22 protein-coding genes and 1 pseudogene are annotated in these 22,814 nt (G+C 73.5%); 16 read left to right on the top strand and 7 right to left on the bottom strand.

Annotation, left to right across the window (positions count from 1 at the left end):
* Position 1: 1 nt before the first annotated feature.
* On the bottom strand, positions 2-535 hold the full coding sequence (cpt, locus tag DTB53_RS23385) for a chloramphenicol phosphotransferase CPT (RefSeq protein WP_012381239.1): 534 nt from the start codon (positions 533-535) through the stop codon (positions 2-4).
* Between the two features lie 159 nt (positions 536-694).
* On the opposite strand from cpt, the gene DTB53_RS23380 reads away from it, so the two are divergent.
* On the top strand, positions 695-1,156 hold the full coding sequence (locus DTB53_RS23380) for a pyridoxamine 5'-phosphate oxidase family protein (RefSeq protein ID WP_012381238.1): 462 nt from the start codon (positions 695-697) through the stop codon (positions 1,154-1,156).
* Positions 1,157-1,234: 78 nt separating this feature from the next.
* Here the strand turns inward: DTB53_RS23380 and DTB53_RS23375 are convergent.
* The 3 genes and pseudogenes from DTB53_RS23375 to DTB53_RS23365 all read right to left on the bottom strand — a co-directional run.
* Positions 1,235-1,421, bottom strand: a pseudogene (locus DTB53_RS23375) (M55 family metallopeptidase); the annotation flags it as partial.
* 38 nt (positions 1,422-1,459) lie between these two features.
* The gene (locus tag DTB53_RS23370) at positions 1,460-1,933 is read right to left on the bottom strand and encodes a hypothetical protein (RefSeq protein WP_012381236.1); all 474 of its coding nucleotides are present in this window, start codon (positions 1,931-1,933) and stop codon (positions 1,460-1,462) included.
* Positions 1,934-2,068: 135 nt separating this feature from the next.
* Positions 2,069-2,374 (bottom strand): hypothetical protein, encoded by a 306-nt coding sequence (locus tag DTB53_RS23365; RefSeq protein ID WP_003969582.1) that lies wholly within the window; start codon positions 2,372-2,374, stop codon positions 2,069-2,071.
* 120 nt (positions 2,375-2,494) lie between these two features.
* Here DTB53_RS23365 and DTB53_RS23360 point away from each other — a divergent pair, with 120 nt between their 5' ends.
* Positions 2,495-2,860 carry an arsenate reductase family protein gene (locus tag DTB53_RS23360; RefSeq protein WP_012381235.1) on the top strand — a complete coding sequence of 122 codons (366 nt, stop codon included), beginning with the start codon at positions 2,495-2,497 and terminating at the stop codon, positions 2,858-2,860.
* Positions 2,861-2,952: 92 nt separating this feature from the next.
* On the opposite strand, the gene DTB53_RS23355 is transcribed toward DTB53_RS23360, so the two are convergent.
* Entirely contained in the window at positions 2,953-3,471 is a 519-nt protein-coding gene (locus DTB53_RS23355) for a carboxymuconolactone decarboxylase family protein (RefSeq protein WP_012381234.1), read from the bottom strand.
* A gap of 50 nt (positions 3,472-3,521) precedes the next feature.
* On the opposite strand from DTB53_RS23355, the gene pdxR reads away from it, so the two are divergent.
* On the top strand, positions 3,522-4,928 hold the full coding sequence (pdxR, locus tag DTB53_RS23350; RefSeq protein WP_042497322.1) for a MocR-like pyridoxine biosynthesis transcription factor PdxR: 1,407 nt from the start codon (positions 3,522-3,524) through the stop codon (positions 4,926-4,928).
* A 78-nt stretch (positions 4,929-5,006) separates the two neighbouring features.
* Here the strand turns inward: pdxR and DTB53_RS23345 are convergent, their stop codons facing one another.
* A complete protein-coding gene (locus DTB53_RS23345; RefSeq protein WP_012381232.1) occupies positions 5,007-5,927 on the bottom strand; it encodes a Gfo/Idh/MocA family protein in 921 nt (306 codons plus the stop codon).
* 230 nt (positions 5,928-6,157) lie between these two features.
* On the opposite strand from DTB53_RS23345, the gene DTB53_RS23340 reads away from it, so the two are divergent.
* The 6 genes from DTB53_RS23340 to DTB53_RS23315 all read left to right on the top strand — a co-directional run bounded on the left by DTB53_RS23340 (position 6,158) and on the right by DTB53_RS23315 (position 13,291).
* On the top strand, positions 6,158-7,714 hold the full coding sequence (locus tag DTB53_RS23340) for a hypothetical protein (protein WP_012381231.1): 1,557 nt from the start codon (positions 6,158-6,160) through the stop codon (positions 7,712-7,714).
* 28 nt (positions 7,715-7,742) lie between these two features.
* Entirely contained in the window at positions 7,743-8,924 is a 1,182-nt protein-coding gene (locus tag DTB53_RS23335) for an ARPP-2 domain-containing protein (protein ID WP_042497319.1), read from the top strand.
* 89 nt (positions 8,925-9,013) lie between these two features.
* Positions 9,014-10,048 (top strand): glutamine synthetase, encoded by a 1,035-nt coding sequence (gene glnII / locus DTB53_RS23330; RefSeq protein WP_003969575.1) that lies wholly within the window; start codon positions 9,014-9,016, stop codon positions 10,046-10,048.
* Positions 10,049-10,411: 363 nt separating this feature from the next.
* Positions 10,412-11,074, top strand: coding sequence for a winged helix-turn-helix domain-containing protein (locus DTB53_RS23325; protein WP_003969574.1), 663 nt, complete (start codon positions 10,412-10,414; stop codon positions 11,072-11,074).
* Between the two features lie 316 nt (positions 11,075-11,390).
* Positions 11,391-12,659, top strand: coding sequence for a sensor histidine kinase (locus DTB53_RS23320; RefSeq protein ID WP_012381229.1), 1,269 nt, complete (start codon positions 11,391-11,393; stop codon positions 12,657-12,659).
* Positions 12,644-13,291 (top strand): LuxR C-terminal-related transcriptional regulator, encoded by a 648-nt coding sequence (locus tag DTB53_RS23315; protein ID WP_012381228.1) that lies wholly within the window; start codon positions 12,644-12,646, stop codon positions 13,289-13,291. Before DTB53_RS23320 ends, DTB53_RS23315 begins: the two co-directional genes overlap by 16 nt.
* Before the next feature lie 197 nt (positions 13,292-13,488).
* On the opposite strand, the gene DTB53_RS23310 is transcribed toward DTB53_RS23315, so the two are convergent.
* Positions 13,489-14,241: a class I SAM-dependent methyltransferase gene (locus tag DTB53_RS23310; RefSeq protein ID WP_003969571.1), complete on the bottom strand. Its 753-nt coding sequence runs from the start codon at positions 14,239-14,241 to the stop codon at positions 13,489-13,491.
* 90 nt (positions 14,242-14,331) lie between these two features.
* On the opposite strand from DTB53_RS23310, the gene DTB53_RS23305 reads away from it, so the two are divergent.
* From DTB53_RS23305 to DTB53_RS23275, 7 genes are all read left to right on the top strand, one after another.
* A complete protein-coding gene (locus tag DTB53_RS23305; protein ID WP_012381227.1) occupies positions 14,332-15,237 on the top strand; it encodes a metal-dependent hydrolase in 906 nt (301 codons plus the stop codon).
* Between the two features lie 3 nt (positions 15,238-15,240).
* The gene (locus DTB53_RS23300) at positions 15,241-16,323 is read left to right on the top strand and encodes a PDR/VanB family oxidoreductase (RefSeq protein WP_012381226.1); all 1,083 of its coding nucleotides are present in this window, start codon (positions 15,241-15,243) and stop codon (positions 16,321-16,323) included.
* A gap of 222 nt (positions 16,324-16,545) precedes the next feature.
* The gene (gene hemA / locus DTB53_RS23295) at positions 16,546-17,781 is read left to right on the top strand and encodes a 5-aminolevulinate synthase (protein ID WP_012381225.1); all 1,236 of its coding nucleotides are present in this window, start codon (positions 16,546-16,548) and stop codon (positions 17,779-17,781) included.
* A 50-nt stretch (positions 17,782-17,831) separates the two neighbouring features.
* Positions 17,832-18,731 carry a TauD/TfdA dioxygenase family protein gene (locus DTB53_RS23290; protein ID WP_012381224.1) on the top strand — a complete coding sequence of 300 codons (900 nt, stop codon included), beginning with the start codon at positions 17,832-17,834 and terminating at the stop codon, positions 18,729-18,731.
* Complete coding sequence (locus DTB53_RS23285; RefSeq protein ID WP_003969566.1) at positions 18,719-19,678, top strand: 3-oxoacyl-ACP synthase III family protein; 960 nt, start codon at positions 18,719-18,721, stop codon at positions 19,676-19,678. The genes DTB53_RS23290 and DTB53_RS23285 overlap by 13 nt, the downstream gene beginning before the upstream one ends.
* Positions 19,675-20,883: an ATP-grasp domain-containing protein gene (locus DTB53_RS23280; protein WP_012381223.1), complete on the top strand. Its 1,209-nt coding sequence runs from the start codon at positions 19,675-19,677 to the stop codon at positions 20,881-20,883. Before DTB53_RS23285 ends, DTB53_RS23280 begins: the two co-directional genes overlap by 4 nt.
* The gene (locus DTB53_RS23275) at positions 20,880-22,802 is read left to right on the top strand and encodes a phenylacetate--CoA ligase family protein (RefSeq protein WP_012381222.1); all 1,923 of its coding nucleotides are present in this window, start codon (positions 20,880-20,882) and stop codon (positions 22,800-22,802) included. Before DTB53_RS23280 ends, DTB53_RS23275 begins: the two co-directional genes overlap by 4 nt.
* Positions 22,803-22,814: the final 12 nt, after the last annotated feature.

Here is a 22,814-nt window from a genome sequence, read left to right as displayed (position 1 = left end):
GTCAGGTGAGGTGGGCGGCGATCGTTCTGGCGCAGGCCAGGGCCTCCGTGTGTGTCGTGTCCACCTCCACGTCGTACTCCACGCCCAGGTGCGCCTTCTCGGCCTGCGCCGCCGCCATGCCCCTCGGGCGGTCCCCTCGCGCGACCTCGCGGGCCTCCGCCGCCGTGCCCTCGCAGCGGACGCCCACCCAGAGGACGTCCAGGCCCGTCAGCGCCTCGCGCCACGGCTCCTGGGAGGCCGGGCCGCCCAGGAACACGTCGTCGACGATGACCTTCGCTCCCGCCCGGGCCGTCGCGGCGACCCCCGCGCGCCAGGCCGCCTCCTGCCTCTTGAACTCCTCGCCGACGGCCACGCCGCCGTCCGCGGCGAACGTGATGCCCGCCTCCGTCGTGCGCAGGGACGGCGGCAGCGCGTCCACGAACGTGTCGATCGCGGCGGCGAGCCACGGGTCCGGCAGCTCCGCCTGGAGGCAGCGGACGATGCCGGACTTGCCGGAGCTGGAACCGCCGTTCAGCACGATCACCTGGGTTGCCACCCGGTCACCCTAGAGGCAGTCCGGGCGCCGTTCGAGGAGTTTTCCGACTGGTGTTCGGCGTGTCACGTCGGCTTTCCGCCGGCAGGGGTGGGGCGCCGCCGTGCGCTCACGGGTGTGCCGCGCGGAATACCGTTGCCGTGGGCGGGAGTTGGCCTGCACATGAGTCAAGGCCCACAACCCCGCACCCTGTCCGAGGACGAGCTGTCCGCGCTGCTGGGCACGCAGCAGTTCGGCACGCTCGCCACCAACAAGCGCAGTGGTCATCCCCACCTGACCACCATGGCCTACCACTGGGACGCCGCGGCGCGCTTCCTGCGGTTCTCCAGTACCGCCGACCGGGTCAAGGTCACGCACCTGCGGCGGGACCCGCGCGCGGCCCTGCACGTGCCGGGCGGTGACGTGTGGTCGTTCGCCGTGGCCGAGGGCGAGGCCGAGATCTCCGACGTCACCACCGTCGCGGGAGACGCGGTCGGCCGTGAGCTGCTGGACATCGCCCCCGGGCCCGTTCCGGCGGCGGACCGGGCCGCCTTCCTGGAACAGCTGGTGGCCGAACGGCGGGTGGTCGTCCGGCTCAAGGTGTCCCGGCTGTACGGGACGGCGCTCGACTTCGGCACCCCCTGAGCGCCGCCCCGCCGGGGGCGGCGCTCCCCCGTGTCAGGCGGGCCTGATCGAGGAGAGGTGCGCGAGCGGCAGGATCGGCCGGTCCCGGGCCTCCTCCGGGTGCAGCGTCACGGCGGCGGCCATGCCCAGGGCCTCCTTGACCGGGACGGTGACCGTCCCGGGGGCCAGGTCGGTCATCTCGGCGCGGCAGCGTCGTCACCGCCGAGCGGGACGACCGGTACGCCGGGTGGCCGGCCATGGCGGCGTTGAGCCCGATCTCGCCCATGCGCGGGTCCGGAGCCCACCTCGCGTACGCGCGGCCGGTCAGGAGCCGGCGAGGCTCCCCCGTGCCGCGTCCATGAACGCGGTCTTGGCCGCCTCCAGGTGCTCGTTGACCTCGATGCCCCCGATGTCACGCCACACCGCCGCGTTGAGGGCGTGGCCATAGGTCGTCACGGGCTCGCGCAGGGCCTCGTCGCACAGGAGCGTGACGTTGCCGGACGCGGTCCACAGCGCGGTCATGACCGGGCCCGTCCGCGTCATCCAGCCGCCCTCGTCGTCGCCCCACGGGTCGGGGCGGCTGTAGGCGGCCCGTTCCGCTGCCTGGGCGCAGGCGACGAACTCCTTGAGCACGCCTATCTGTTCGGCCCGTCGGCTCTCCGTGGTGGCGACGGCCTGGCGGCGTTCCTCGACGCGTTCCGCCGAGCGCTGGGTGGCCCGCTGGGCGAGAGCCGTCAGGCCGCCTCCCAGCGCGACCCCGGCGAGCGAGAGGGCCGACGTCCAGAGATCGGCTGCCATGGTGACGCCCCTTCACCCGTTTCCGCGCGGTCGGGTCCATCGTCCCGCAGGGACTTGCCGGGCAGCCCGGCGCCCCCGGCCGGACGGAACGGCGGGGGGCACGGGCGATCGGCAGTCGGGTCGGGTCAGTTCACGTCAGCGGCCGTAGCGGATCAGGGCGCGGACCATGCGGCAGGTGGTGTCGGACGGCGGGTGGATGCCCAGGCGCTCGGCGGTGACCCGTATCCGGTGGTTGCCGGCGCTGGAGGGCTGGTAGACCCCGCTGTCGAGCAGGGCGATGGCCAGGCGCATGGCCTTGAGCCGGCGGTTGTGGGAGACGTACCACTCGCGGGGGCGGCCCGCGGGCAGTCGCTTCTTCGGCGGCGGGGTGGGAAGCGGCGGGTGGAAGGGCATCGGGAGCTGTCGGTCGAGCGGCTCGGTCGTGACTGCGGCAACAGCCATTCGGCATCCTCCTGGCAGCGTGGTGGAACCCTCACGAACTCCCTCCATTTTACTGCCCCTCACTGACAATCGCCCCTGGCCAGAGGCCATTTCGGCAGTCCCTCGCGTAACCTTGGCCCCATGGAGATCTGGATCAATCCGGCCTGTTCGAAGTGCCGCGGCGCGCTCACCCTGCTCGACGCGGAAGGGGCCGACTACACCGTCCGCCGCTACCTGGAGGACGTGCCCTCGCCCGAGGAGATCCGGGCCGTGCTGGACCGGCTCGGGCTGGAGCCGTGGGACATCACGCGGACGCAGGAGGCGGCGGCGAAGGAGCTGGGGCTGAAGGAGTGGCCGCGGGAGGCCGGTTCCCGGGAGCGGTGGATCGCCGCGCTGTCCGAGCACCCGAAGCTGATCCAGCGCCCCATCATCACCGCCGAGGACGGTACGGCCGTGGTGGCGCGGAGCGAGGAGGCGGTGCGGGACGCGTTGGGGCGCGGTGTCTGATCGCGTGACCGGGCGGTCCGGGGCGGGGGTGGGGCCGCTCCGTCGTGACCGGCGCCGTGCGGGGCGTGCGCCCCGGGGCGCGGGTCACCAGCTCAGCGTTCGTCCGTGCCCGCGCGCTTGGCGGTGGCCAGGGCGATGCGGTTCCAGGTGTTGATCGTGAGGATCAGGGCCAGCAGGTGGGCCAGCTCCTCCTCGTCGAAGTGGGCCGCCGCCCGGCCGTAGACCTCGTCCGGCACGCCCGCGTCGCCGATGCGCGTGACCGCGTCGGTGAGGGCCAGGGCGGCCTGTTCCCGGTCCGTGAAGAAGTGCTCCGCCTCCTGCCAGACCGCGACCAGGTGCAGGCGGTCCTCGCTCTCGCCCGCCTTCCGCGCGTCCGTGGTGTGCATGTGCAGGCAGTACGCGCACCGGTTCAGGTGGGAGGCGCGGATCTGGACCAGTTCGACCAGGGCCGGGTCCAGGCCCTCGCGGGCCGCCGCGTCCAGGCCGATCACGGCCCGAAAGACCTTCGGGGCCCTCTTCGCGAAGTCGATCCGGTCCGTGGCCGGGTTGGGCCGGACGGTGGTGGCGGGGGTGGTGATGCGGTCGTTCGTCTTGATCTCCGTCGTCGTCATGGGTACGAATCTAGAGCGACGGGCGACTGGGCACGGGGTGCATTTCTGTGATGAATTCATGGGTCAATTCGGCGGAGGTCCTGGGCAGCGATCTGCCCCTGGAGCTCTCCGGCACCGGTAACCGCCGGGCCCTGCTGATGGACGCGCTGCGCGAGGCCGTGCGCAGCGGGCGGCTCGCGCCCGGCGCCCGGCTGCCGCCCTACCGCTCCCTCGCCGCCGATCTGGGCCTGGCCCGCAACACGGTCGCCGACGCCTACGCGGAACTGGTCGCGGAGGGATGGCTCGCCGCCCGGCAGGGGTCGGGGACGCGGGTCGCCGAGCGGGCCGTCCCGGTGACCCCGGCGCATCGGCCGCGTACCCCCGAGCGCGCCGCCCGGCCGGTCCACGACCTGGTCCAGGGGCAGCCGGACCCCTCGGTCTTCCCGCGCACCGCCTGGGTGGCGTCGGCGCGGCGGGCGCTGGCCGCCGCCCCCGACGACGCGTTCGGGCCCGGTGATCCGCACGGGCGGCCCGAGCTGCGGCGGGCCCTGGCCGGTTATCTGGCCCGGGTGCGCGGGGTGCGGGCCGCGCCGGACCGGATCGTGGTGTGCTCGGGGGCCGCGCACGGGCTGCGGCTGCTGGCGGAGGTGGTGGGCGGCCCCTGGGCGGCGGAGGAGTACGGCCTGCCCTTCCACCGCGCGCTGCTCGCCTCCCACGGGGTCGGCACCCGGCCGCTCGGCGTGGACGCGGACGGCGCCCGGGTCGACGGGCTCACCCGCCGCGACCGTGCCGTACTCCTCACGCCCGCCCACCAGTTCCCCACCGGCGGGCCGCTCCACCCCGGGCGCCGGGCGGCCGTCGTCGACTGGGCCCGGGCCACCGGCGGGCTCGTCGTGGAGGACGACTACGACGGGGAGTTCCGCTACGACCGGCAGCCCGTCGGCGCCGTGCAAGGGCTCGATCCCGAGCATGTGGTGTTGGTGGGGTCGGTGAGCAAGAGCCTCTCCCCCACTCTGCGGATCGGGTGGATGGTGCTTCCCCAGCGGCTCGTGGGCCCGGTCGTCACGGCGAAGGGCGAGCGCGAGCAGTTCTCCAGCGCCACCGAGCAGCTGACGCTCGCGGACTTCGTCGCGTCGGGCGCGTACGACCGGCAGGTCCGGCGGATGCGGCAGCGCCACCGCCGCCGCCGGGACCAGTTGGTGGCGGCTCTGGAGCGGCGGGCCCCGCACGTCCGGGTCACCGGGATCGCGGCGGGTCTGCACGCGGTGCTGGAGCTGCCGCCGGGCACCGAGCGGTCGGCGGTCCGGGCGGCGGCCTGGCAGGGGCTGGCGGTGGAGGGCCTCGCCGACTACCTGCATCCGGGCGCGGGACCGGGCGGGGAACCGCGGGACGGGCTCGTCATCGGGTACGCGACGCCCGCCGAGTACGCCTACCCGGAGGCGTTGGAGGCCCTGTGCCGGGCCCTGCCGCCGGGGTGACCCGGCGGGGTGGAGCGGGGCCCCGCCCGCCCGGAGGCCCCGGAGTCGTCGGTCGCCCCGTCCGGGTGCCGTCGCCGGTCAGTCCGCCTGCGCCTGCGTCTCCGCCGCCACGAGCAGCTCCGTGAGGTGGAGGCCGAAGCGCGCGTCGCAGGGGTGCGGCACCCCGGTGCGTACCGCTTCGGCCAGGGCGTCCACCGCGCCCCGGAACGCCGTCTCCGCCCCGTCCCAGCCGGGGACGGACACCGTGCCCCGCTCGCCCCGGAACTCGATCTCGACGCCCGCCGCGCCGGGCGGGGCGCTGAGTCCGAGGGTCACCGTGCTGGACGCGCCGGAGGTGTGGCGCAGGATCAGGTGGGTGGTGTCGGCCGGGCCCCGGCCGGCGGTCAGGTGCCGCACGTCGCCCAGGACGGGGATCAGTACGGAGAGCGCGTGCGGGCCGACGTCCCACAGGCCGCCCTTCTCGCGCCGCCACGGGGAGTCCGCGTACTCGCTGCTCGAACCCGCCGCGTAGAGCGATCCCAGCCACTGGGCGCGAGCCGTGAACCAGCCGCCCACGGCGGCCTGTTCGGCGATCCACGCGGAGGTCTCGGGCGCGAACCGGAGCGTGCAGAAGACGACCGAGGCCACGCCCGCCTTCTCCGCCGCCCCGGCCACCGCGCGGGCCCCCTCCACCGTCGTGGCCACCGGCTTGTCCATCAGGAGGTGGCAGCCCGCCTCGGCGGCGCGGACCGCGAGCGGGGCCTGCACGTCCGGCGGCAGCGCGAAGGCCACCGCGTCGCTCGCCTCCAGGAGCGCGTCGACGCCCTCGTCGCCGGTGTACGCGCGGGTCCCGTGGGCGGCGGCGAGGGCATCCGCCGCCTCGGCCCTGCGCCCCCACACCCCGCTCAGTTCGACGCCGGGATGGGCGGCCAGCGCGGGGGCCTGGGTGTTGCGCGCCCAGGGTCCGGTGCCGAGGAGGCCGATGCGGAGGGGGGCGGTGGTACCGGCAGGTGAGTCCATGGGGCCAGTGTGCCGGGTGGGCCGGCCGGCCGTGCGGGGAGCCGGCGCCCTTCGCGCCCGGAGGCCGCCGGCGCCCGAATGCGGTGGCGCGGAGCGGCCCCGCCCCGTTACGTTTCCGGGGCCGGCCGCGGGACTCCGGTGCGACTTCCGAGACGTGCCTATGAAGCGATGATTTCGTTGTTCGCGCCTCCATTCCCCGGCCGGCCTCTCTGCCGCTCCCGGGGGATCCCATGAACGCACCGAAGTCCGTACGAGCGTCCGCGCCCGTGCCCGTGGGCGCCGACGGGACCGTGCGCACGGAGGGCCGCGTCGCCGACCTGGTCGCCGCCGAGGACGTCCTGCTTTTCGTGAACGCGGCGATCACCGCGACGGGGCAGCGCGAGTTCCGCTCGGGCGCCGCCGAGCAGCAGCTGTCCCTGGACTTCCTGCACACCTACGTACGGGTCAACTACCGCCGGGTGTACGCCGCTTCGCTGGCCCTGGACATCAACCACCACAACGCGGCCCTGATCGTGCGCCGGCTGTTGGAGACGGCGGGCGAGGCGAGCCCCGGGGAGCTGCGCGCCGAGGGCCGGCTGATCGCCGCCCGGCTGGCGCTGCTGCCGCCGCCGCGCGTCTACCGCCTCTTCGGCGAGCTGCGCCGCGGCAAGGTCAACAACCGGCGCACCCGGGCGATCATGCGGGACTGGCTGGCGGCCCGGCCGGACCTGGGCCATGACGCGGTGAAGTACCGGGCGGGGCTGAAGACCGTCGCCCGCCACATCCATCTGCCCTGCCCGGAGGGGGGCGGGCCGCTCGCCGAGGTCGGGGCGTTCCTGTTCCGGCCCGGCCGGCTGCCGCGCTACGAGCACGGGCTGCTCGACGCCTGGCGGCGCGCCCACTACGAGCAGGGGGCCGTGGCCGAGCTGCCGTTCACGGTGGCGGAGGGGTTCGCCGCGAAGCACGGGATGAAGCGCGAGGTGTTCCTGAAGCGGGCCGCGCCCGGGATGACCCGGCTGGAGCGGCTGCGCACCCAGGAGCGGCGGGCGGCGGCCGGACGGCACGGCGCCCCGGCGCCGAAGGCGGATCTCACCGTGATGCCGCTGACCCGGCTCGCCCTGTACGTGCTGTCGCTGGGCTTCGAGCAGCGTGCCGAGCGGCGCGCCGAGCTGACCGGCGCCCTGCGCGCGGCGGCCCGCCGGGCGGCGGGCGGGCACGCGGGGAGCTGGGGGCGGGTGCACGCGGTGCTGGACGACAGCTTCTCCTCGTCCGGTTCGGGGCAGAAGCGGCGTCGGCCGCTCGCCGTGGCGCTGGCCTGCCACCACCTGCTGGAGGTGCTCGCCGCGCCGGGGGCGTACCGGGGGCTGTGGACCTCGGGGGCGGGCGACGCGCTGCTCGTACGGCCGTGGGGGCCGACCCCGCTGGGCATGCGGATCCTGGACGCGCTGGAGCCGGGGGCCGACGGGGCTGCTCCGGACCGGCTGGTGATCGTGTCGGACGGCTGGGACAACGCTCCGGAGGGTCTGGCGGGCGAGGTGCTGCGGGTGTGGCGCGCGCGGCTGGATCCGGCCCGGCGGACGGCGGTGGTGCACGTCAACCCCGTATACGACGCGGAGGGTTTCGCGGTGCGGGGGCTGGCGGCCGGGGTGGCGACGGCCGGGATCCGGGACGCGGAGGACCTGCCCGCGCTGGTGGAGATCGCCCGGTTCGCGGAGGGGCGTACGGGGACGACGGAGCTGTACGCGTATCTGGACCGGCGGGTGGCCCGGTTCACGGGAGCGGGCGGCGAAGGGGGAGTGGCGGCGTGAACGGGCTGGAGCCGTGCGGGGTGGCCGCGTGAACCGGCTGGAGCTGACCGGGCTCACCGCCCGGCCCTCGCAGGTGTGGGGCGGTGTCCGTCTCGTCCCGCTGGTCCGCGAGGCGCCGGTGGAGGGTCTGCGGCTGCACCGCGAGGTGTACGAGGGGCTCGGCGCGGGGATCGTCGAGCTCGGGCCGCGGGCCCGCTACGTCTCCTACATTCCGCACGGTCTGGTCGCCGACTGGTCGGGCGGGGACGGCACGGACCCGGCGGCGGGCCGGCGGTCGGCCGCGTACGGCACCCAGTTCGGCGGGGACGACGCGCCCCGGGCCGTTCCGCTGCCGGCGCTGCCGCACCACCGGATGGCCAGGCGGCGGCCCGGTGACCGGCTGCGGTTCCTGCCGCTCCACCTGGCGCTGGAGGGGTATCTCGCGCTGCACTTCGGCGGTCCGTCGACCGCGTGGGAGGAGTGGTCGCGGACGGCGCTGCGCGACGGGCTCTCACCGCGCGCGGAGGACGCCTACCTCGGGCGGTCGGTGCGCGGGCTCGCGGACGCGCTGCGGATCTTCGAGATCCACCCGGGCCAGTGCGGGGTGATGGTGTACGTGTCCGACGCGCTCGCCGCCGCCTTCGTCGTCCCGCACCCGGACGACTACCGCCTCCTGCACGCCTCGCTGGTGGAGGACCTGTACGGGGAGCTGGTGCACCAGTACGCGCTGTACGGGGCGCCGGTGCCCCGGGTGCCGGTGCGGATCGGGGGCGAGGAGCACATCCGTGACCTCGACGGGCTGCGGTCGGCGGCGCGGGCGCAGGAGCGGGCGTGGGCGCGGGCGCACGACACCCTGTTCGCCCGGGAGCTGCTGGACAGCTCGTACGCGTTCGACCGGGTGTACCGGATGGGGTCCTTCACCCTGTGGCGCTTTCTGCCGCCGTTCGTCCGGGACTCGGGCGGGCAGCACATCGGGGAGACGATCACCGGCCACAAGGGGCAGGTCGCCTACCTCAAGACGTTCCGGCTCTCCGACGCGCAGATCCGCCGGGGCCATCTGCTGCGGACCCTGGCCGGGGCCGACTGGGAGCTGGACCGGGCGGCCGCCGCGCTGGGGTCGGACCGCCGGGAGCTGGTGCGCCGGCTGCGGGCCGCCGGGTTCTCGGCCCTGCTCAAGGGCGGCGTCCGAGACTGCCCGCACACCGCGGAAAACCGCAGGAAACCTCGGTAACACCGGGTTCACATCCGGGCAACGGACGGGAAATCGCGTCTTGCCAAGCTGCGACGCATAGACCGCTGCACCCGCAAAGGATGGCGTCCGTGACGTTCAAGGCTGAGTACATCTGGATAGACGGCACCGAGCCGACCGCCAAGCTCCGTTCCAAGACGAAGATCATGGACGGCGCGCCGTCGGGCGACGTGGCGGCTCTGCCCGTCTGGGGATTCGACGGATCCAGCACCAACCAGGCCGAGGGCCACGCGTCCGACCGGGTGCTGAAGCCCGTCTTCACCTGTCCGGACCCGATCCGCGGCGGTGACGACGTCCTCGTCCTGTGCGAGGTCTTCAACATCGACATGACGCCGCACGAGTCCAACACGCGGGCCGCGCTGCGTCCGGTCGCCGAGCAGTTCGCGGGCCAGGCCCCGATCTTCGGCATCGAGCAGGAGTACACCTTCTTCGACGGCCACCGGCCGCTCGGCTTCCCCGAGGGCGGCTTCCCGGCGGCGCAGGGCGGCTACTACTGCGGGGTCGGCGCGGACGAGATCTTCGGCCGCGAGATCGTCGAGAAGCACCTCGACAACTGCCTGGCGGCGGGTCTGGGCATCTCCGGCATCAACGCCGAGGTCATGCCCGGCCAGTGGGAGTTCCAGGTGGGCCCGCTGTCCCCGCTGGAGGTCTCCGACCAGCTGTGGGTGGCCCGTTGGCTGCTCTACCGCACCGCCGAGGACTTCGACGTCTCCGCCACCCTGGACCCGAAGCCGGTCAAGGGCGACTGGAACGGCGCGGGCGCGCACACCAACTTCTCCACCGAGGCGATGCGCGAGGGCTACGACGCGATCATCACCGCGTGCGAGTCGCTGGGCGAGGGCTCCAAGCCGATGGACCACGTGAAGAACTACGGCGCGGGCATCGACGACCGGCTCACCGGTCTGCACGAGACCGCCCCGTGGAACGAGTACAGCTACGGCGTCTCCAACCGCGGCGCCTCGGTCCGCATCCCGTGGCAGGTCGAGCAGGACCGCAAGGGTTACATCGAGGACCGCCGCCCCAACGCCAACGTCGACCCGTACGTCGTCACCCGGCTGATCGTCGACACCTGCTGCACCGCGCTGGAGAAGGCCGGCCAGGTCTGATCCCGCCGCCGGTCACGCGAGGAGGGGCCCGCCGGTTCGCCGGCGGGCCCCTCCTCGCACGCGTGGCGCCGGGCCGGGCGTGAGGAACGTAACGCAAAGGGTCCGTATCGACGGGTGAGAGGAGTCTGCTGCACGGCCGCGATGTCTGCTTCAATGGAGCACATGGCCAGCTACCAGCACATCGCGTCGGGTCGCAGCGACCTCGAACCGTTCTGGCCTTCCCGTCAGCACCATGATTTCGACCGGGTGTGTTGCCGCGCGCGGAACGCGCGGGCCCACTAAAGCCGCTCACCCCGGCCTTCGGTCCGCGCGCACGACGCAAGTCCGTCCCTGACGACTCCTCGCGCGAAAGAGCTGACCCTCATGGCGAACACCCGTACCTTCTCCGCCGCGTCCGCCGCCACCGCGGCGTCCCCGGCGCCCGCTGCGGCCCGTCCCACCGCCCGCTCCCTCCCCGCCCACCCGAACCGTCACCGGCTGCGCGCGGTCGACCGTGACGAGGTCGCCGGGCCCGCCGACGTGGCGGACTTCCTTCCGCCCGGGGCCACCTGGCTGCCCGCGCCCCAGCACACCCTGCCCACGCTGCCCGGCCAGCCGCCGATGATCGGTTATCTGGTGCTCGTGCCGGCCGACCAGCAGCCGGCGGCGCTCGCGGGGGCCGTCGCGGCCTCCCGGCTCCGGCCGGGCGGCTCGCCGTTCACCCAGCAGCCGGAGCCCGACCGGGCGGCCGACGACGGAGCGCCCGGCGGCCCGGTCCGGATCGACGCCACCCGGCGTACCGCCTCGGTCGACGGTGTCGACCTCGACCTCACGTACCTGGAGTTCGAGCTGCTGTCGCATCTGGTGGCGCACCCGCACCGGGTGCACACCCGCGACCAGCTGGTGACGACGGTGTGGGGCTACGGGCATGTGGGCGACGGGCGCACCGTCGACGTCCATGTCGCCCGGCTGCGCCGGAAGCTCGGTGCGGAGTACCGCCGTTCGATCCAGACGGTCCGGCGGGTCGGGTACAAGTACACGCCCTGACCGGCTCGGTCCTCCCCGGAACGTCCGGCGGCCCCGGACCACGGTTCCTCCTCACCGTGGTCCGGGGCCGTCCGGGCGTCTCAGAGCCGCTGGGCCGCCGGGGCCGGCGCGCCCACGGCTCCGGCCGGCCCGTCGGCCTCCAGGCTCGGCAGCCGCGAAAGGCCGCGCGGAGTACGCCAGTCGCGCTGCGGGTCGGGGGTGGTGCCAGGTACACCCCCGGCGGGTGGCGAACCGGCTGACGCGGCGGGGCGGGGCCGGGTGAGACTGGCTCCGTGAGCGGGCGCCGGCCCGGCTCCGGTGAGGGGGAGGGTGCGCGATGACGGTGTTCTCGGGGCGGCTGCGGCCGGCGGCGCTGGCGGCGGGGCGGGGGCTGTTCCTGTCCGTGGTCGGGCTGCCGGTGTCCATCACCCTGTTCGTGCTCGCGATGCTCTCGGTCGCCTTCATCCCGCTCGGCATCGGCGTTCTCAGCACCCCGACGGTGCTGGAGGCCGTACGCAAGCACGCCAATCAGCGGCGATTGTGGGCGATGACCTGGTCGGGTGTGCGGATCCCGGTCCCGTACCGGCCTCTCCCGAAGGGCCTGCGGGCGGGCGTCACCGGCCAGGTGGAGCGCACCACCTTGATGCTGAGGGATCCCGCGACCCGGCGGGACCTGCAGTGGCTTCTGGTCGACATGACCGCGGGTACCGTCCTCGCGATCCTGGCAGCGGCCCTGATGATCTACCCGGTCGAGGGGCTGGTCCTGGCGGCGGGCCTGTGGCGGGTGTTCCGGGACGATCCGTACTGGTACGGGGTCGTCCCGGTGGACAGCCAGACCTCGGGCATCGCGGCCCTCGCACTCGGGATCGCGATCTTCCACATCGGGCTGCGGACCTCAGGGCCGTTGTTGCGGGCACACTTCCTGCTCGCCGGCACCCTGCTGGCGCCCACCCGGGACCAGGAGCTGGCGCAGCGGGTCCGGCGGCTCACCGAGACCCGGCACGAGGCCGTGGACACCGCCGCGTCCGAGCTGCGGCGCATCGAGCGGGACCTGCACGACGGGGCGCAGGCCCGGCTGGTCGCGATGGGCATGAACCTGGGCACGATCGAGGCGCTGATCGAGAAGGACCCGGCGCGGGCGAAGAAGATGCTGGCGATGGCCCGGGAGTCGTCGGCGGAGGCGCTGACGGAGCTGCGGGACCTGGTCCGGGGCATCCACCCGCCGGTCCTCGCGGAGCGGGGCCTCGGCGACGCGGTGAAGGCGCTGGCCCTGCGGCTGCCGGTCGCCTCCGAGGTGACGGTGGAGCTGCCGGGCCGGGCGGACGCCCCGGTGGAGTCGGCGGCGTACTTCGCGGTCAGCGAGGCCCTGACGAACGCGGTGAAGCACGCGCGGGCCGAGCGGGTGTACGTGGACCTGCACCACGCGGAGGGGATGCTCCGGATCTCCGTGACGGACGACGGCGGGGGCGGTGCCGTCGTCGGGTCGGGTTCGGGGCTGAGCGGAATCGAACGGCGACTGGGTACATTCGACGGCGTCCTGGCCGTCAGCAGTCCCGCGGGCGGTCCCACCATGGTGACCATGGAGATTCCTTGCGAGTTGTCCTAGCCGAAGATCTCTTCCTGCTGCGCGACGGCCTGGTGCGGATGCTGGAGGCGTACGACTTCGAGATCGCCGCGGCTGTGGAGACGGGACCCGAACTGAGCAAGGCCCTGGCCGAGTTGGAGCCGGACGTCGCCGTCGTCGACGTCCGGCTCCCGCCGTCGCACACGGACGAGGGCCTCCAGTGCGCCCTGGCCGCCCGCCGGGCCCGGCCGGGTCTGCCGGTGCTGGTGCTCTCGCAGCACGTGGAGCAGTTGTACGCGCGGGAGTTGCTGGCGGACGGCGACGGCGGCATCGGATATCTGCTGAAGGACCGGGTCTTCGACGCGGACCAGTTCATCGACGCCGTGCGGCGGGTGGCGGCCGGTGGTACGGCGATGGATCCGCAGGTCATCTCCCAGCTCCTGTCGCGCCGTTCGCAGGACAGGCCGATGGGCGTCCTCACCCCGCGCGAGCGGGAGGTGATGGAGCTGGTGGCCCAGGGCCGGTCGAACGCCGCCATCGCCGCGCAGTTGGTGATCACGGAGCGGGCGGTGGCCAAGCACACGTCGAACATCTTCGGCAAGCTCGGCCTGCCGCCGTCGGACGACGACAACCGCCGGGTGCTGGCGGTGCTGGCGTATCTGGACCGCGGCTGAGCGTATCCGCGTACGGGGCCGAGGCTTCCCGGCTCCGTCGCACGCGGCCGGGACCCCCGGCTCCGGTCGGCCCGTGAACCAGCCCGCCGCGTCCGGCCGGAACGCACCACCGGGGGCCGTCGCCCGGAGAGCTGCTCCAGGGCGGCCGGCCGCCCCGCCCGCGCGGGACGTCGCGCCTCCCGCCCCCGGGAACGGGCTCAGGGATGGGCTACGGCCAGACTCACGAGGTAGGCCTCCTCGACCTCGCCGCCCGGGAACAGCGCGGTCAGCAGGGCCCGTTCGCGGTCGAAGAAGTCGCCGACCTCGACCGGGTCGCCGATCAGGAAGTCGGAGTGGGTGGCGAGGTTGGCGATGTGGGCGTCGACCGGTACGCGGCGGCTCCACGCCACCTGCCGGGTGCGGAAGTCGAGCCCGTCGGGCAGCGCGGCCCGGAAGCGGGCCCGGTGGGACGGGGCGGCGGGAACCTCCACCCCGAAGAAGACCCGCATCCGGTTCTCCTGGTCGACGAGCCACTCCACGGCGGGGTCGCCGTCGTTCCACCAGAGCGCCAGCGCCCCGCCGGGCCGCAGCACCCGGCGGGCCTCGGGTATCGAACGCGCCGGATCGGTCCAGTGCCAGGCCTGGGCGTACGTGATCAGGTCCATGGAACCGGTCCGCAGCGGCAGGTCGTTCCCGTCGCCCCGGACCAGGGAGACGTCCGGCAGCCCCCGGCGGAACTGCTCGGCCATCCCGTCGCCCGGCTCCACCGCCGTGACCCGGGCCCCGCGCTCGCACAGCCGCGCCGTGCCGAGGCCGGTCCCCGCCCCGACGTCCGCGACCCGGGCCCCGGCGAGCGGCAGCCCCGCCAGCTCCTCGACGGCGTCGAACAGGGCGGGCGGGTAGGAGGGGCGGTGGGCGTCGTAGGCGGCGGCGATGGCGTCGAAGGACCTGGCCTGCACGGGTTTCGTCATCCACCGATCATCGCGCGCGGCGTTCCGGAGCGGTGCGGAAATCCCCGCACGCCTCTGGTCCCGCCGCATACCCGTCAGTACATTGACACCATGTCTAACACGCAGCCTGCGGCGGTCGCGTCGGAGCGGACGCCCCTCAAGGCCCGCAAGGTGTCCTTCGCCTGGGAGAAGACCCCCCTGCACTGGGTGCCGGGCGACCCGTTCACCACGCACACCATCAACGTGCTCCATCTGCTGCTCCCGGCCGGGGAACGCTGGTTCATCCACGTCTACCGGCAGATACTCCCGTACATCCACGACGACCGACTGCGCGAGGACGTCATCGGGTTCATCGGCCAGGAGGCCGTCCACTCGCAGGCCCACGACGATGTGCTCCCGCATCTGCGGGAGTTGGGCCTCGACCCGACCCCGTACACCGCGCAGGTCGACTGGTTCTTCGAGAAGCTGCTCGGGGACCGGACCCTGCCGCCGGGACGGGCCTCCCAGTGGTGGCTGATGGAGCGGGTGGCGACGATCGCGGCGATCGAGCACTACACCGCGTTCCTCGGCGACTGGATCCTCAACGCCGACGCGCTGGACCGCCGGGGGGCGGATCCCACGATGCTCGATCTGCTGCGCTGGCACGGGGCGGAGGAGGTCGAGCACCGATCGGTGGCCTTCGACGTCTTCATGCACGTGGACGGCGGGTACCGGCGGCGGGTGCGCACCTGGGCGGCGGCCTTCTCCGCGCTGGTGTTCCTCTGGCAGCGCGGCACCCGCTTCTTCATGGAGAACGACCCCACCCTGCTGGACGGCAAGGCCTCGTTCAAGGCGTTCCACGCGAGCGGGAAGCGGGGCACGCTGCCCAGCACCGGCGCGATCCTGCGGTCCGTGCCGAGCTATCTCAGCCGGTCCTACCACCCCTCGCAGGAGGGCAGTACGGCCCAGGCCGTGGAGTACCTGACCCGCTCCCCCGCCGCGCTCGCCGCCGAGACCGAGACCACGAAGGGGGCCTGAACCGTGGCACTGCCCCGTCTGCGGACCGTCGTGCTGGTGTCCGGCGCCGCCCTGCTCACCCGGCGGGCCCTGAAGCGCCGGATCGCCCGGTCACCGCTGTGGCCGCTGCCCGCCCTGCCCGAGCCGGTATCGGGCCACTCGCAGCGGCGCGCGACCGCGGTCCGCCGGCTGCTGATCACCGAACGGAGCGAGGTCGCCGAGGGGGTCGTACGGCTCCGGCTGGAGGGGGCCGGGCTGCCGCGCTGGGAGCCGGGGGCCCACCTGGACCTGGTGCTGCCGTCCGGCCTGGTGCGGCAGTACTCGCTCTGCGGCGACCCGGAGGACACCGGCGCGTACACGGTGGCGACCCGGCTGGTGGCGGACGGCCGGGGCGGTTCGCGGGAGGTGCACGAACAGCTCCGGGAGGGCCTGGAGATCGAGGTGCGCGGGCCGCGCAACCGCTTCCCGCTGACCGAGGCTCCGGCGTACGTCTTCGTCGTCGGCGGGATCGGCATCACCCCGGTCCTGCCGATGCTGCGGTCGCTGGCCGCTTCGGGGGCCGACTGGCGGCTGCTGTACGGGGGCCGGTCGCGGGCGTCGATGCCGTTCCTGGAGGAGATCGAGAAGCTCGGCGCGGACGGCGACCGGGTCACGGTCGTCGCCCAGGACGAGACGGGGCACCCGGATGTGGCCGGGGCGCTGGCGGAGCTCGCTCCGGGCACGGCGGTCTACTGCTGCGGGCCCGAACTGCTGACGGACGCCGTGGCCGCCGCGCTCCCGGCGGGGCGCCCCCTGCACCTGGAGCGGTTCTCGGCCGCGGCGGGGGACGCGGCGGGCCCCGGATCCGGGCCGTTCGAGGTGGAGTTGCGGCGCAGCGGGCGCACGGTGCCGGTGGCGGCCGGGCAGTCGGTGCTGGCCGCCGTCCGCACGGCGGCGCCCCATGTCGCGTACTCCTGCGAGCAGGGGTTCTGCGGGACCTGCCAACAGCGGGTCCTGGAGGGCGAGATCGACCACCGGGACGATCTGCTGACCGACGACGAGCGGGGCGACTCGATGCTGATCTGCGTCTCGCGGTGCCGGGGCGGACGGCTGGTCCTGGACCTCTGACCCACGCCGTACGGCCGTCGGGCTCCCCGGGGGCTGAGGGCCCGGGGGCCTGGACCGGGACCGAACGGAACCGGGGCCGGGCGGAGACGGGCACGGGGAGGCGGGGGCGGCAGGGGCGGGGGCGGGTCGGGAGACCGGGCAGGAGCGGGCCGGGAACGGATCGGGAACGGTGGCCTTCATGGTGTTCCTCAACCGAGTCACCCGACCCGAGAGGGCACCACCGTGATCTCCACTCTCGCCCCTCCTCCCGCGGACGCCACGAGTACCGCGGATACCTACGCCGGCCTCCGGGCCGGTCTCGACAAGCTCAGGGCGGATGGGCTGTACCGCGACTTCGTCGCCTGCTCCTACCTCGCCGAGGACCGGGGACACGCCCTCCACCAGGGGCGCCGCATCCAGGTGTGGTGCACCAACGACTACCTGGGCATGAGCCAGCACCCCGACGTGATGCGGGCGCAGATCGCCTCCACCCTGCGCCACGGCACCGGCAACGGCGGCTCCCGCAACATCGCGGGGACGAGCGAGGCCCATGTGGAGCTGGAAACGCTGCTGGCCGGGTGGCACGCCAAGGAGCGGGCGCTGGTCTTCAACAGCGGCTACGTGGCCAACGTGGAGACGCTGACCACCCTCCTGCGCGCCGAGCCCAGGACCATGGTGTTCTCGGACGCGCTCAACCACCGCTCGCTGATCGAGGGCGTGCGGACATCCGGCAACGACAAGTACGTCTTCGCGCACAACGACCTGACCGACCTCGAACTCGCCCTCGCGGCACAGCCCCTGGACCGCCCCAAGCTGATCGTCTTCGAGTCGGTGTACTCGATGGACGGCGATGTGGCGCCCATCCGTGAGATCTGCGACCTGGCCGAGCGGTACCACGCGCAGACCTATCTGGACGAGACCCACGCGATCGGCGTCCTCGGGCCCACCGGAGCCGGTGTCTGCGAGGAGATCGGCGAGAGCCGGGCCACCTTCGTCCAGGGCGTGTTCGGCAAGGCGGTGGGCGCCACCGGCGGGTACGTGGCCGGCCCGGACGTGCCGCTGGACTACACGCGCTCCCACGCACCGGGTTTCATCTTCACCACGACCATCCCCCGGGCCTCCCTGGACGCCGCCCTGGCGAGCCTGTCCGTGATCCGGAGCCCCGAGGGCGCCGGGATGCGGGAGCGGCTGCACGCCAACGCCGAACTGATGCGCCGGCGGCTCACCGAGGCGGGCATCGCCCACGTCCCGGCGCCCACCCACCTCGTCCCGATCCTGGTGCCGGGCGGGAACCGCGTCAAACGCGTCTCCCGCCGGCTGCTCGACGAGCACTCCGTCTACGTGCAGCCCATCAACTTCCCGTCCGTTCCGAAGGGCGGCGAGCGCTTCCGGGTGACCGTCGCGCCCTTCCGTACGGAAGCGCAGATCGAGGGGTTCGTCGAGGCGCTCGCGCGGTGCCTCGCGGACGACCCCAGCTGAACGCCCCTCCCCCACGACGCTCAACTCGACCTCAAGGAGACACGAGTCGCATGACCATGACCCGAACCCACACGGCCACCGACGGCGCCACCGGCATCCGGATCGGCGAGCTCACGCCCTTCATCGGCGCCGAGGTCACCGGCGCGACCTTCGAGGACCTCCGGGACCCCGCGCTCTGGGAGCAGCTGACCACGCTGCTGCACGAGCGGGAGCTGGTCGTCGTCCGCTCCCTGGACATCACCCCGGAGCAGCAGATCGACCTGGCCGGCCGGCTCGGGCGCCCCGTGCCGTTCCTGATGGCGAAGTACCGGCACCCGGACCACGAGGAGATCATGATCTCCTCCAACGCCAAGAAGAACAACCTGGCGATCGGCGTCGCCCGGGTCGGCAACTTCTGGCACCAGGACTCCTCCTACCAGCGGTCCGCGCCGCCCTACACGATGCTGCACGGCATCGATGTCCCCGGGACCAGCGGCCACACCCTCTACGCCAACGCGGCGGACGTCTACGACCGGCTGCCAAAGGAGTGGAAGCTGAAGGTCGAGGGCCGCACGGCGGTGCACACCGTCGCCAAGCGCCAGCGGATCTCGCCCGAGCACGCCGGACTGTCCATAGCGGAGTTCAAGGCCCTGGTGGAGGAGCAGCACCCGCCCGTCGAGCACCCGCTGATCAAGACCGATCCCACCACGGGCCGCCGTTACGTGTACGGCGCGCCGGAGTACATGGAGCGGGTGATCGGCTTCGACGCGAACGAGAACGAGGAGTTCTTCGCCCTCCTGGACCGGCTGATCCAGGACCCCGCACGGGTCTACGAGCACCGGTGGACCCCGCGCGACCTGGTGATCTGGAAGTGCGAGCTCACCTACCACGCGGCCACCGCGGTGGAGCCCGGCGTCGACCGCACCGTGCACCGCGTGAGCATCGGGGCGAGGGAACCGTGGGCGGCATAGTCGACTTCGACGTCTGCTTCCCGTCCGCGACGGTGGACGTCCGGGACATGCACCAGGTGTCGGGCGTCCCGGTCGCGGACCTCGCGGCCATCACCCACACGCGGTCGTTCCCGGTCCTCGCCGAGCACGAGACGTCGGCGGGGCTGGCGTCGCGGGCCGCCGCCCGGCTGCTGGAGCGGCTGGGGACCGACCGCTCGGCCGTCCGCGAGGTGATCTACGCGGGCTCCGGCGTCTGGGACACCCCGTTCTGGTCGCCGGCCGCCTCGGTCGCCGACGAACTGGGCATCAGGAACGCGCACTGCTACGAGATCACGAACTTCTGCAACGCCGGCCTGACCGCGATCCGCCTCGCGGCCGACTCCGTCGCGGCCTCGCCGGGCACGTACACGCTGGTTCTCCTCGGCGACCGGCTGAGCAGGATGGTGGACTACGGTGACCCGGATTCCAAGGCGCTGTTCAATTTCGGTGATGCGGGCGCGGCGGTTCTGCTGGCGGATGACGGCTGCGCTTTCCGGGTCCTCCACTCGGCCATGCGCACCGATCCCAGCTGGTCGGACTACTACCGGGGCGAGTGGCGCGACGGCCGGGTCGTCATCCGGCGCGGTCCGCACCGGCGGGGGCTCGGCGCCGCCTACGTGGAGAACTTCGGCCGGCTGGCCGGCGAGGCGCTGGCCGCGGCCGGGCGCGAGGTCGGCGACGTCGCCTGGTTCCTGATCAACCAGGGCGACAAGGGGATGCACGAACGCCTGTTGGCGACCCTGGGCATCCCCGCGGAACGCAGCGTTTTCAACTACGGACGGCTCGGTCACATGGGCGGAGCCGACACCCTGATCGCCCTGAACGACCTGCTGGCGGAGAAGAAGCTCCGCGAGGGGGACCTGATCCTGCTGGCCACCAGCGCCATGGGGTTCAGCTGGGGCATCACAGCCTTGGAGTATTCCGGATGAAAATTCTCGTGATCCACCAGGTGCCGTACCGCAAGATCTCCTACCACCGCGGCATCGACCACGCTCTGCACGACGTGACCTACATCGGCCGGCCGGCGGCGCTGCGGGAGGTCCCCGGCGGTCTGCGGTGCACGCTGGTCCCGCTGGGTGAGGACGACGACCTGGTGGCCGGGGTGACGGCCCGGGTCCATCCGTCCGACGGCTACGAGAAGGTGCTGTCGCTCTCGGAGTTCGGGATCCTGGAGGCGGTGCGCGTCCGCCGCCACCTGGGGCTGCCCGGCCCCTCGGAGGCCCGGGTCGAGCTCGTCCGGGACAAGGTCCGGATGAAGGAGGCGCTGGTCGGCTCCGGGATCCGCCACCCGCGCTTCGTGAGCGCGCCGCCCGCCTGCGGCCCGCTGCCGTGGAGCGGAAAGACGGTGCTCAAGCCCCGCTCGGGCGCCTCCAGCGAGGGGGTCGTGGTGCTGGAGACCGCCCGCGCGGCGCTCAGCGCGTACCGCAGGCTGCCCGACCCGGCGGCCTACCAGCTGGAGGAGTACGTCGAGGGCGACATCCTGCACCTGGACGGGCTGATGCGGGACGGAAGGTTCCTGGAGCTGTCGGCCAGCCGGTACGTCAACAAGCCGGTCGAGTACGCCGACGGCACACCGCTCGGCTCGCACCAGACGGCGCTGACCGAAGCGCACCGCGCTCTCGCGCGGGAGGTGGCGCTCGCCCTCGGCATCGAGGACGGCTGTGTCCACCTGGAGGCGTTCCACACCGCCGACGACGAGCTCGTCTTCCTGGAGGTCGCCAACCGGGTCGGCGGAGCCGGTGTGGTCACGGCCCACGAGCGGCGTCACGGCGTCCACCTGCCCTCCCACGAGATCGCCGTACGCCTGGGGCTGGAGCCTCCGCCGACGTCCGCGCCGAGTGGCCGCTACCACGGCTGGCTGGCCTTCCCGGGCCACCATCTCCCGGCCGGACCGGCCGAGATCGTCCTCCCGGACGGCCTGGCGGACCACCCGTGCGTCGACCGGCTGTACGTCCTGCCCGCCGATCGTCCGCTGCCCGATCACATCACCTACCAGGAATGGGAGTGCCCCGTGTTCATCGAGGCCTCGCACCACGATGCCGAGGAGCTGGGCCGCTTCCTGCGGGCCTGCGCGGCCGGCATCACCGTCACCACCGCGGCCCGCGTCCCGGCCGGGTCGGGGAGTGCGGCATGACGCGCCACTACCCGACCGATCTGCTGCTGGCCGTGAGCAGCCTCCAGCGCGATCTGGCCGACGACGCCTCCTCCCCGGTGGCCCGGCTGCTGAAGGAGGCCGACCTGCTCGAACTGGGGCCGCTGCTGGACGGCGACGCCCTGGCCCAGGCCCTCGACGAGGGGCTCGGGGGGCTGAGCCAGTTCCCCTGGCGACCGCTCGTCGACACCGACGACGTCTGGGAGCACGAGCCGGTGGGCCATGTCGTCCTCGACGACGACCGGGCCGGCAACACCCTGCGCGGGCTCCTGCTGTCCTGGGCGACGGGCAACGCGGTGACGGTCCGGACCTCGCGGCCCGCCCTGTGGCAGGCCGTGTTCGAGGTGGTGCGCGGGCCGGGGTTCCCGCTGCCCGCGGCCTCGACGGCGATGCCCGGCGCCGCTGTCGCGGGCGTCGTGGTCCGGGTCCCCGATCTGGTGGTGTCCTCCGACGGCGCGACGGCCCCCTCGGGGGAGCTGTTCGCGGCGGCCGGGCGTCCCGGGACGCCGTCCGTCCGCATCCGGCCGGCGTCCGGGCAGGACGGGCCGCGGGCGCCCGTGGCGGACATCGACTGCCGCGCGCCGTGGTTCCGGGAGCTGTTCACCTCCACCTACCTGGCCGGCACCACGCTGGACGCCGCGCGCCGCGCGGACCCCGAGAGCGCGTCCCGCAGGGACGCCCGGCTCCGCTACCTGGTCGGGATGGCCCGCCGCACGCCCCACTACCGCGACCTGCCGCGGATCGACGGGGTCGCCGACCTGGGACGGCTGCCCGTACTGGAGAAGGAGACCCTGGAGGCGAAGTCGCTGCCGCGGAGCCCGGAGCTGTCCAGCGGGGCGCTGCCCAGCGGGGAGGTGCTGCGCAGCGGGGCCTCCAGCGGGGACCCGCGGTACATCGTGTACGCGCGCACCGACTGGGAGAACATGGTCCGCGAGGCGATCCCGCTGCTGCGGGCGCTCGGCATCGGCAACGGGGACCGGGTCCTCAACGCCCTGGTCGGCGGGGGTCTCTACGGCGGCCTCATGACGACGGCCAGTGAGCTGTCCCGGATGCCGGTGGAGGCCTTCTCCGCCGGGCAGCAGGTCACCGCGGACCTGATGCTGACGCTGGTCCGCGACTTCTCGGTGAACGTCCTGCTGGGCCAGCCCGCCCTGGTGCTCCCGCTGCTCCGGGAGGCGCGGCGACGCGATCCCTCCCTGCGGCTGGAGAAGGTCGTCTACGGCGGCACTCCCATGACCGAGTCCGACAAGCAGTGGTTGCGCGACGAGCTCGGCACCCGGTCCATCACCAGCATCCTGGCGGCCAACGACGGTGCGCAGATCGGCTATCAGTGCGACCGGCTCGGCGGGACGCTGCACCACGTCAACGACGACTACAACCTCGTCGAGGTCGTCGACGAGGACGGCGTCCCGCTGCCCGACGGCGAGACCGGACACCTGCTGATCACCGCGATGCAGAAGTTCGAGGGCCCGCTCATCCGGTACCGGATCGGGGACATCGGCCGGCTGACGTCGTACGACTGCCCCTGCGGGATCCCGGGCCGGGTGCTGGAGTACCTCGGCCGCAGTGACGGGCTCCTGAAGTTCAAGTCGGCGACGGTCTACCACGGCGACCTCCTCGCCGCGCTGGAGGAGTTCCGGGTGTCGCAGCTCCAGGCGGAGCTGGTGACGCGTTCGGGCACCGAGACGCTGGTGTTGCGCACCGAGTCGCGGGAGGACCTGGACGAGGATGTGGTGCGGTCCGCCCTGGTCGCCGCGTTCCCGGTACTCGGGGACTCCCATCTGTACGACGACGGGCTTCGGATGTTCGAGCTCGTGGTCGAGTGCCACCCCGAGGGGGCGCTCCCACGGAATCCGGTCAGCGGGAAGATCCGGACCACGCTGGACCGCCGACTGAACTGAACCGCCCCCGCC

Source organism: Streptomyces griseus (assembly GCF_900460065.1).
Classification (GTDB): Bacteria; Actinomycetota; Actinomycetes; order Streptomycetales; family Streptomycetaceae; genus Streptomyces; species Streptomyces griseus.
The sequence above is the reverse complement of the archived record's forward strand: the minus strand, read 5'-3'. Positions and strand labels throughout refer to the sequence as shown.

What these genes read in the sequence shown, in the direction of transcription:
- DTB53_RS23340 (WP_012381231.1), top strand. Translation starts at nt 6,158, where the DNA reads ATGAACGCACCGAAGTCCGTACGAGCGTCCGCGCCCGTGCCCGTGGGC.
- DTB53_RS23320 (WP_012381229.1), top strand. Translation starts at nt 11,391, where the DNA reads ATGACGGTGTTCTCGGGGCGGCTGCGGCCGGCGGCGCTGGCGGCGGGG.
- DTB53_RS23355 (WP_012381234.1), bottom strand. Translation starts at nt 3,471, where the DNA reads ATGACGACGACGGAGATCAAGACGAACGACCGCATCACCACCCCCGCC.
- DTB53_RS23280 (WP_012381223.1), top strand. Translation starts at nt 19,675, where the DNA reads ATGAAAATTCTCGTGATCCACCAGGTGCCGTACCGCAAGATCTCCTAC.
- DTB53_RS23370 (WP_012381236.1), bottom strand. Translation starts at nt 1,933, where the DNA reads ATGGCAGCCGATCTCTGGACGTCGGCCCTCTCGCTCGCCGGGGTCGCG.
- pdxR (WP_042497322.1), top strand. Translation starts at nt 3,522, where the DNA reads ATGAATTCATGGGTCAATTCGGCGGAGGTCCTGGGCAGCGATCTGCCC.
- DTB53_RS23290 (WP_012381224.1), top strand. Translation starts at nt 17,832, where the DNA reads ATGACCATGACCCGAACCCACACGGCCACCGACGGCGCCACCGGCATC.
- DTB53_RS23360 (WP_012381235.1), top strand. Translation starts at nt 2,495, where the DNA reads ATGGAGATCTGGATCAATCCGGCCTGTTCGAAGTGCCGCGGCGCGCTC.
- DTB53_RS23380 (WP_012381238.1), top strand. Translation starts at nt 695, where the DNA reads ATGAGTCAAGGCCCACAACCCCGCACCCTGTCCGAGGACGAGCTGTCC.
- DTB53_RS23345 (WP_012381232.1), bottom strand. Translation starts at nt 5,927, where the DNA reads ATGGACTCACCTGCCGGTACCACCGCCCCCCTCCGCATCGGCCTCCTC.
- DTB53_RS23305 (WP_012381227.1), top strand. Translation starts at nt 14,332, where the DNA reads ATGTCTAACACGCAGCCTGCGGCGGTCGCGTCGGAGCGGACGCCCCTC.
- DTB53_RS23310 (WP_003969571.1), bottom strand. Translation starts at nt 14,241, where the DNA reads ATGACGAAACCCGTGCAGGCCAGGTCCTTCGACGCCATCGCCGCCGCC.
- DTB53_RS23365 (WP_003969582.1), bottom strand. Translation starts at nt 2,374, where the DNA reads ATGGCTGTTGCCGCAGTCACGACCGAGCCGCTCGACCGACAGCTCCCG.
- DTB53_RS23325 (WP_003969574.1), top strand. Translation starts at nt 10,412, where the DNA reads ATGGCGAACACCCGTACCTTCTCCGCCGCGTCCGCCGCCACCGCGGCG.
- DTB53_RS23275 (WP_012381222.1), top strand. Translation starts at nt 20,880, where the DNA reads ATGACGCGCCACTACCCGACCGATCTGCTGCTGGCCGTGAGCAGCCTC.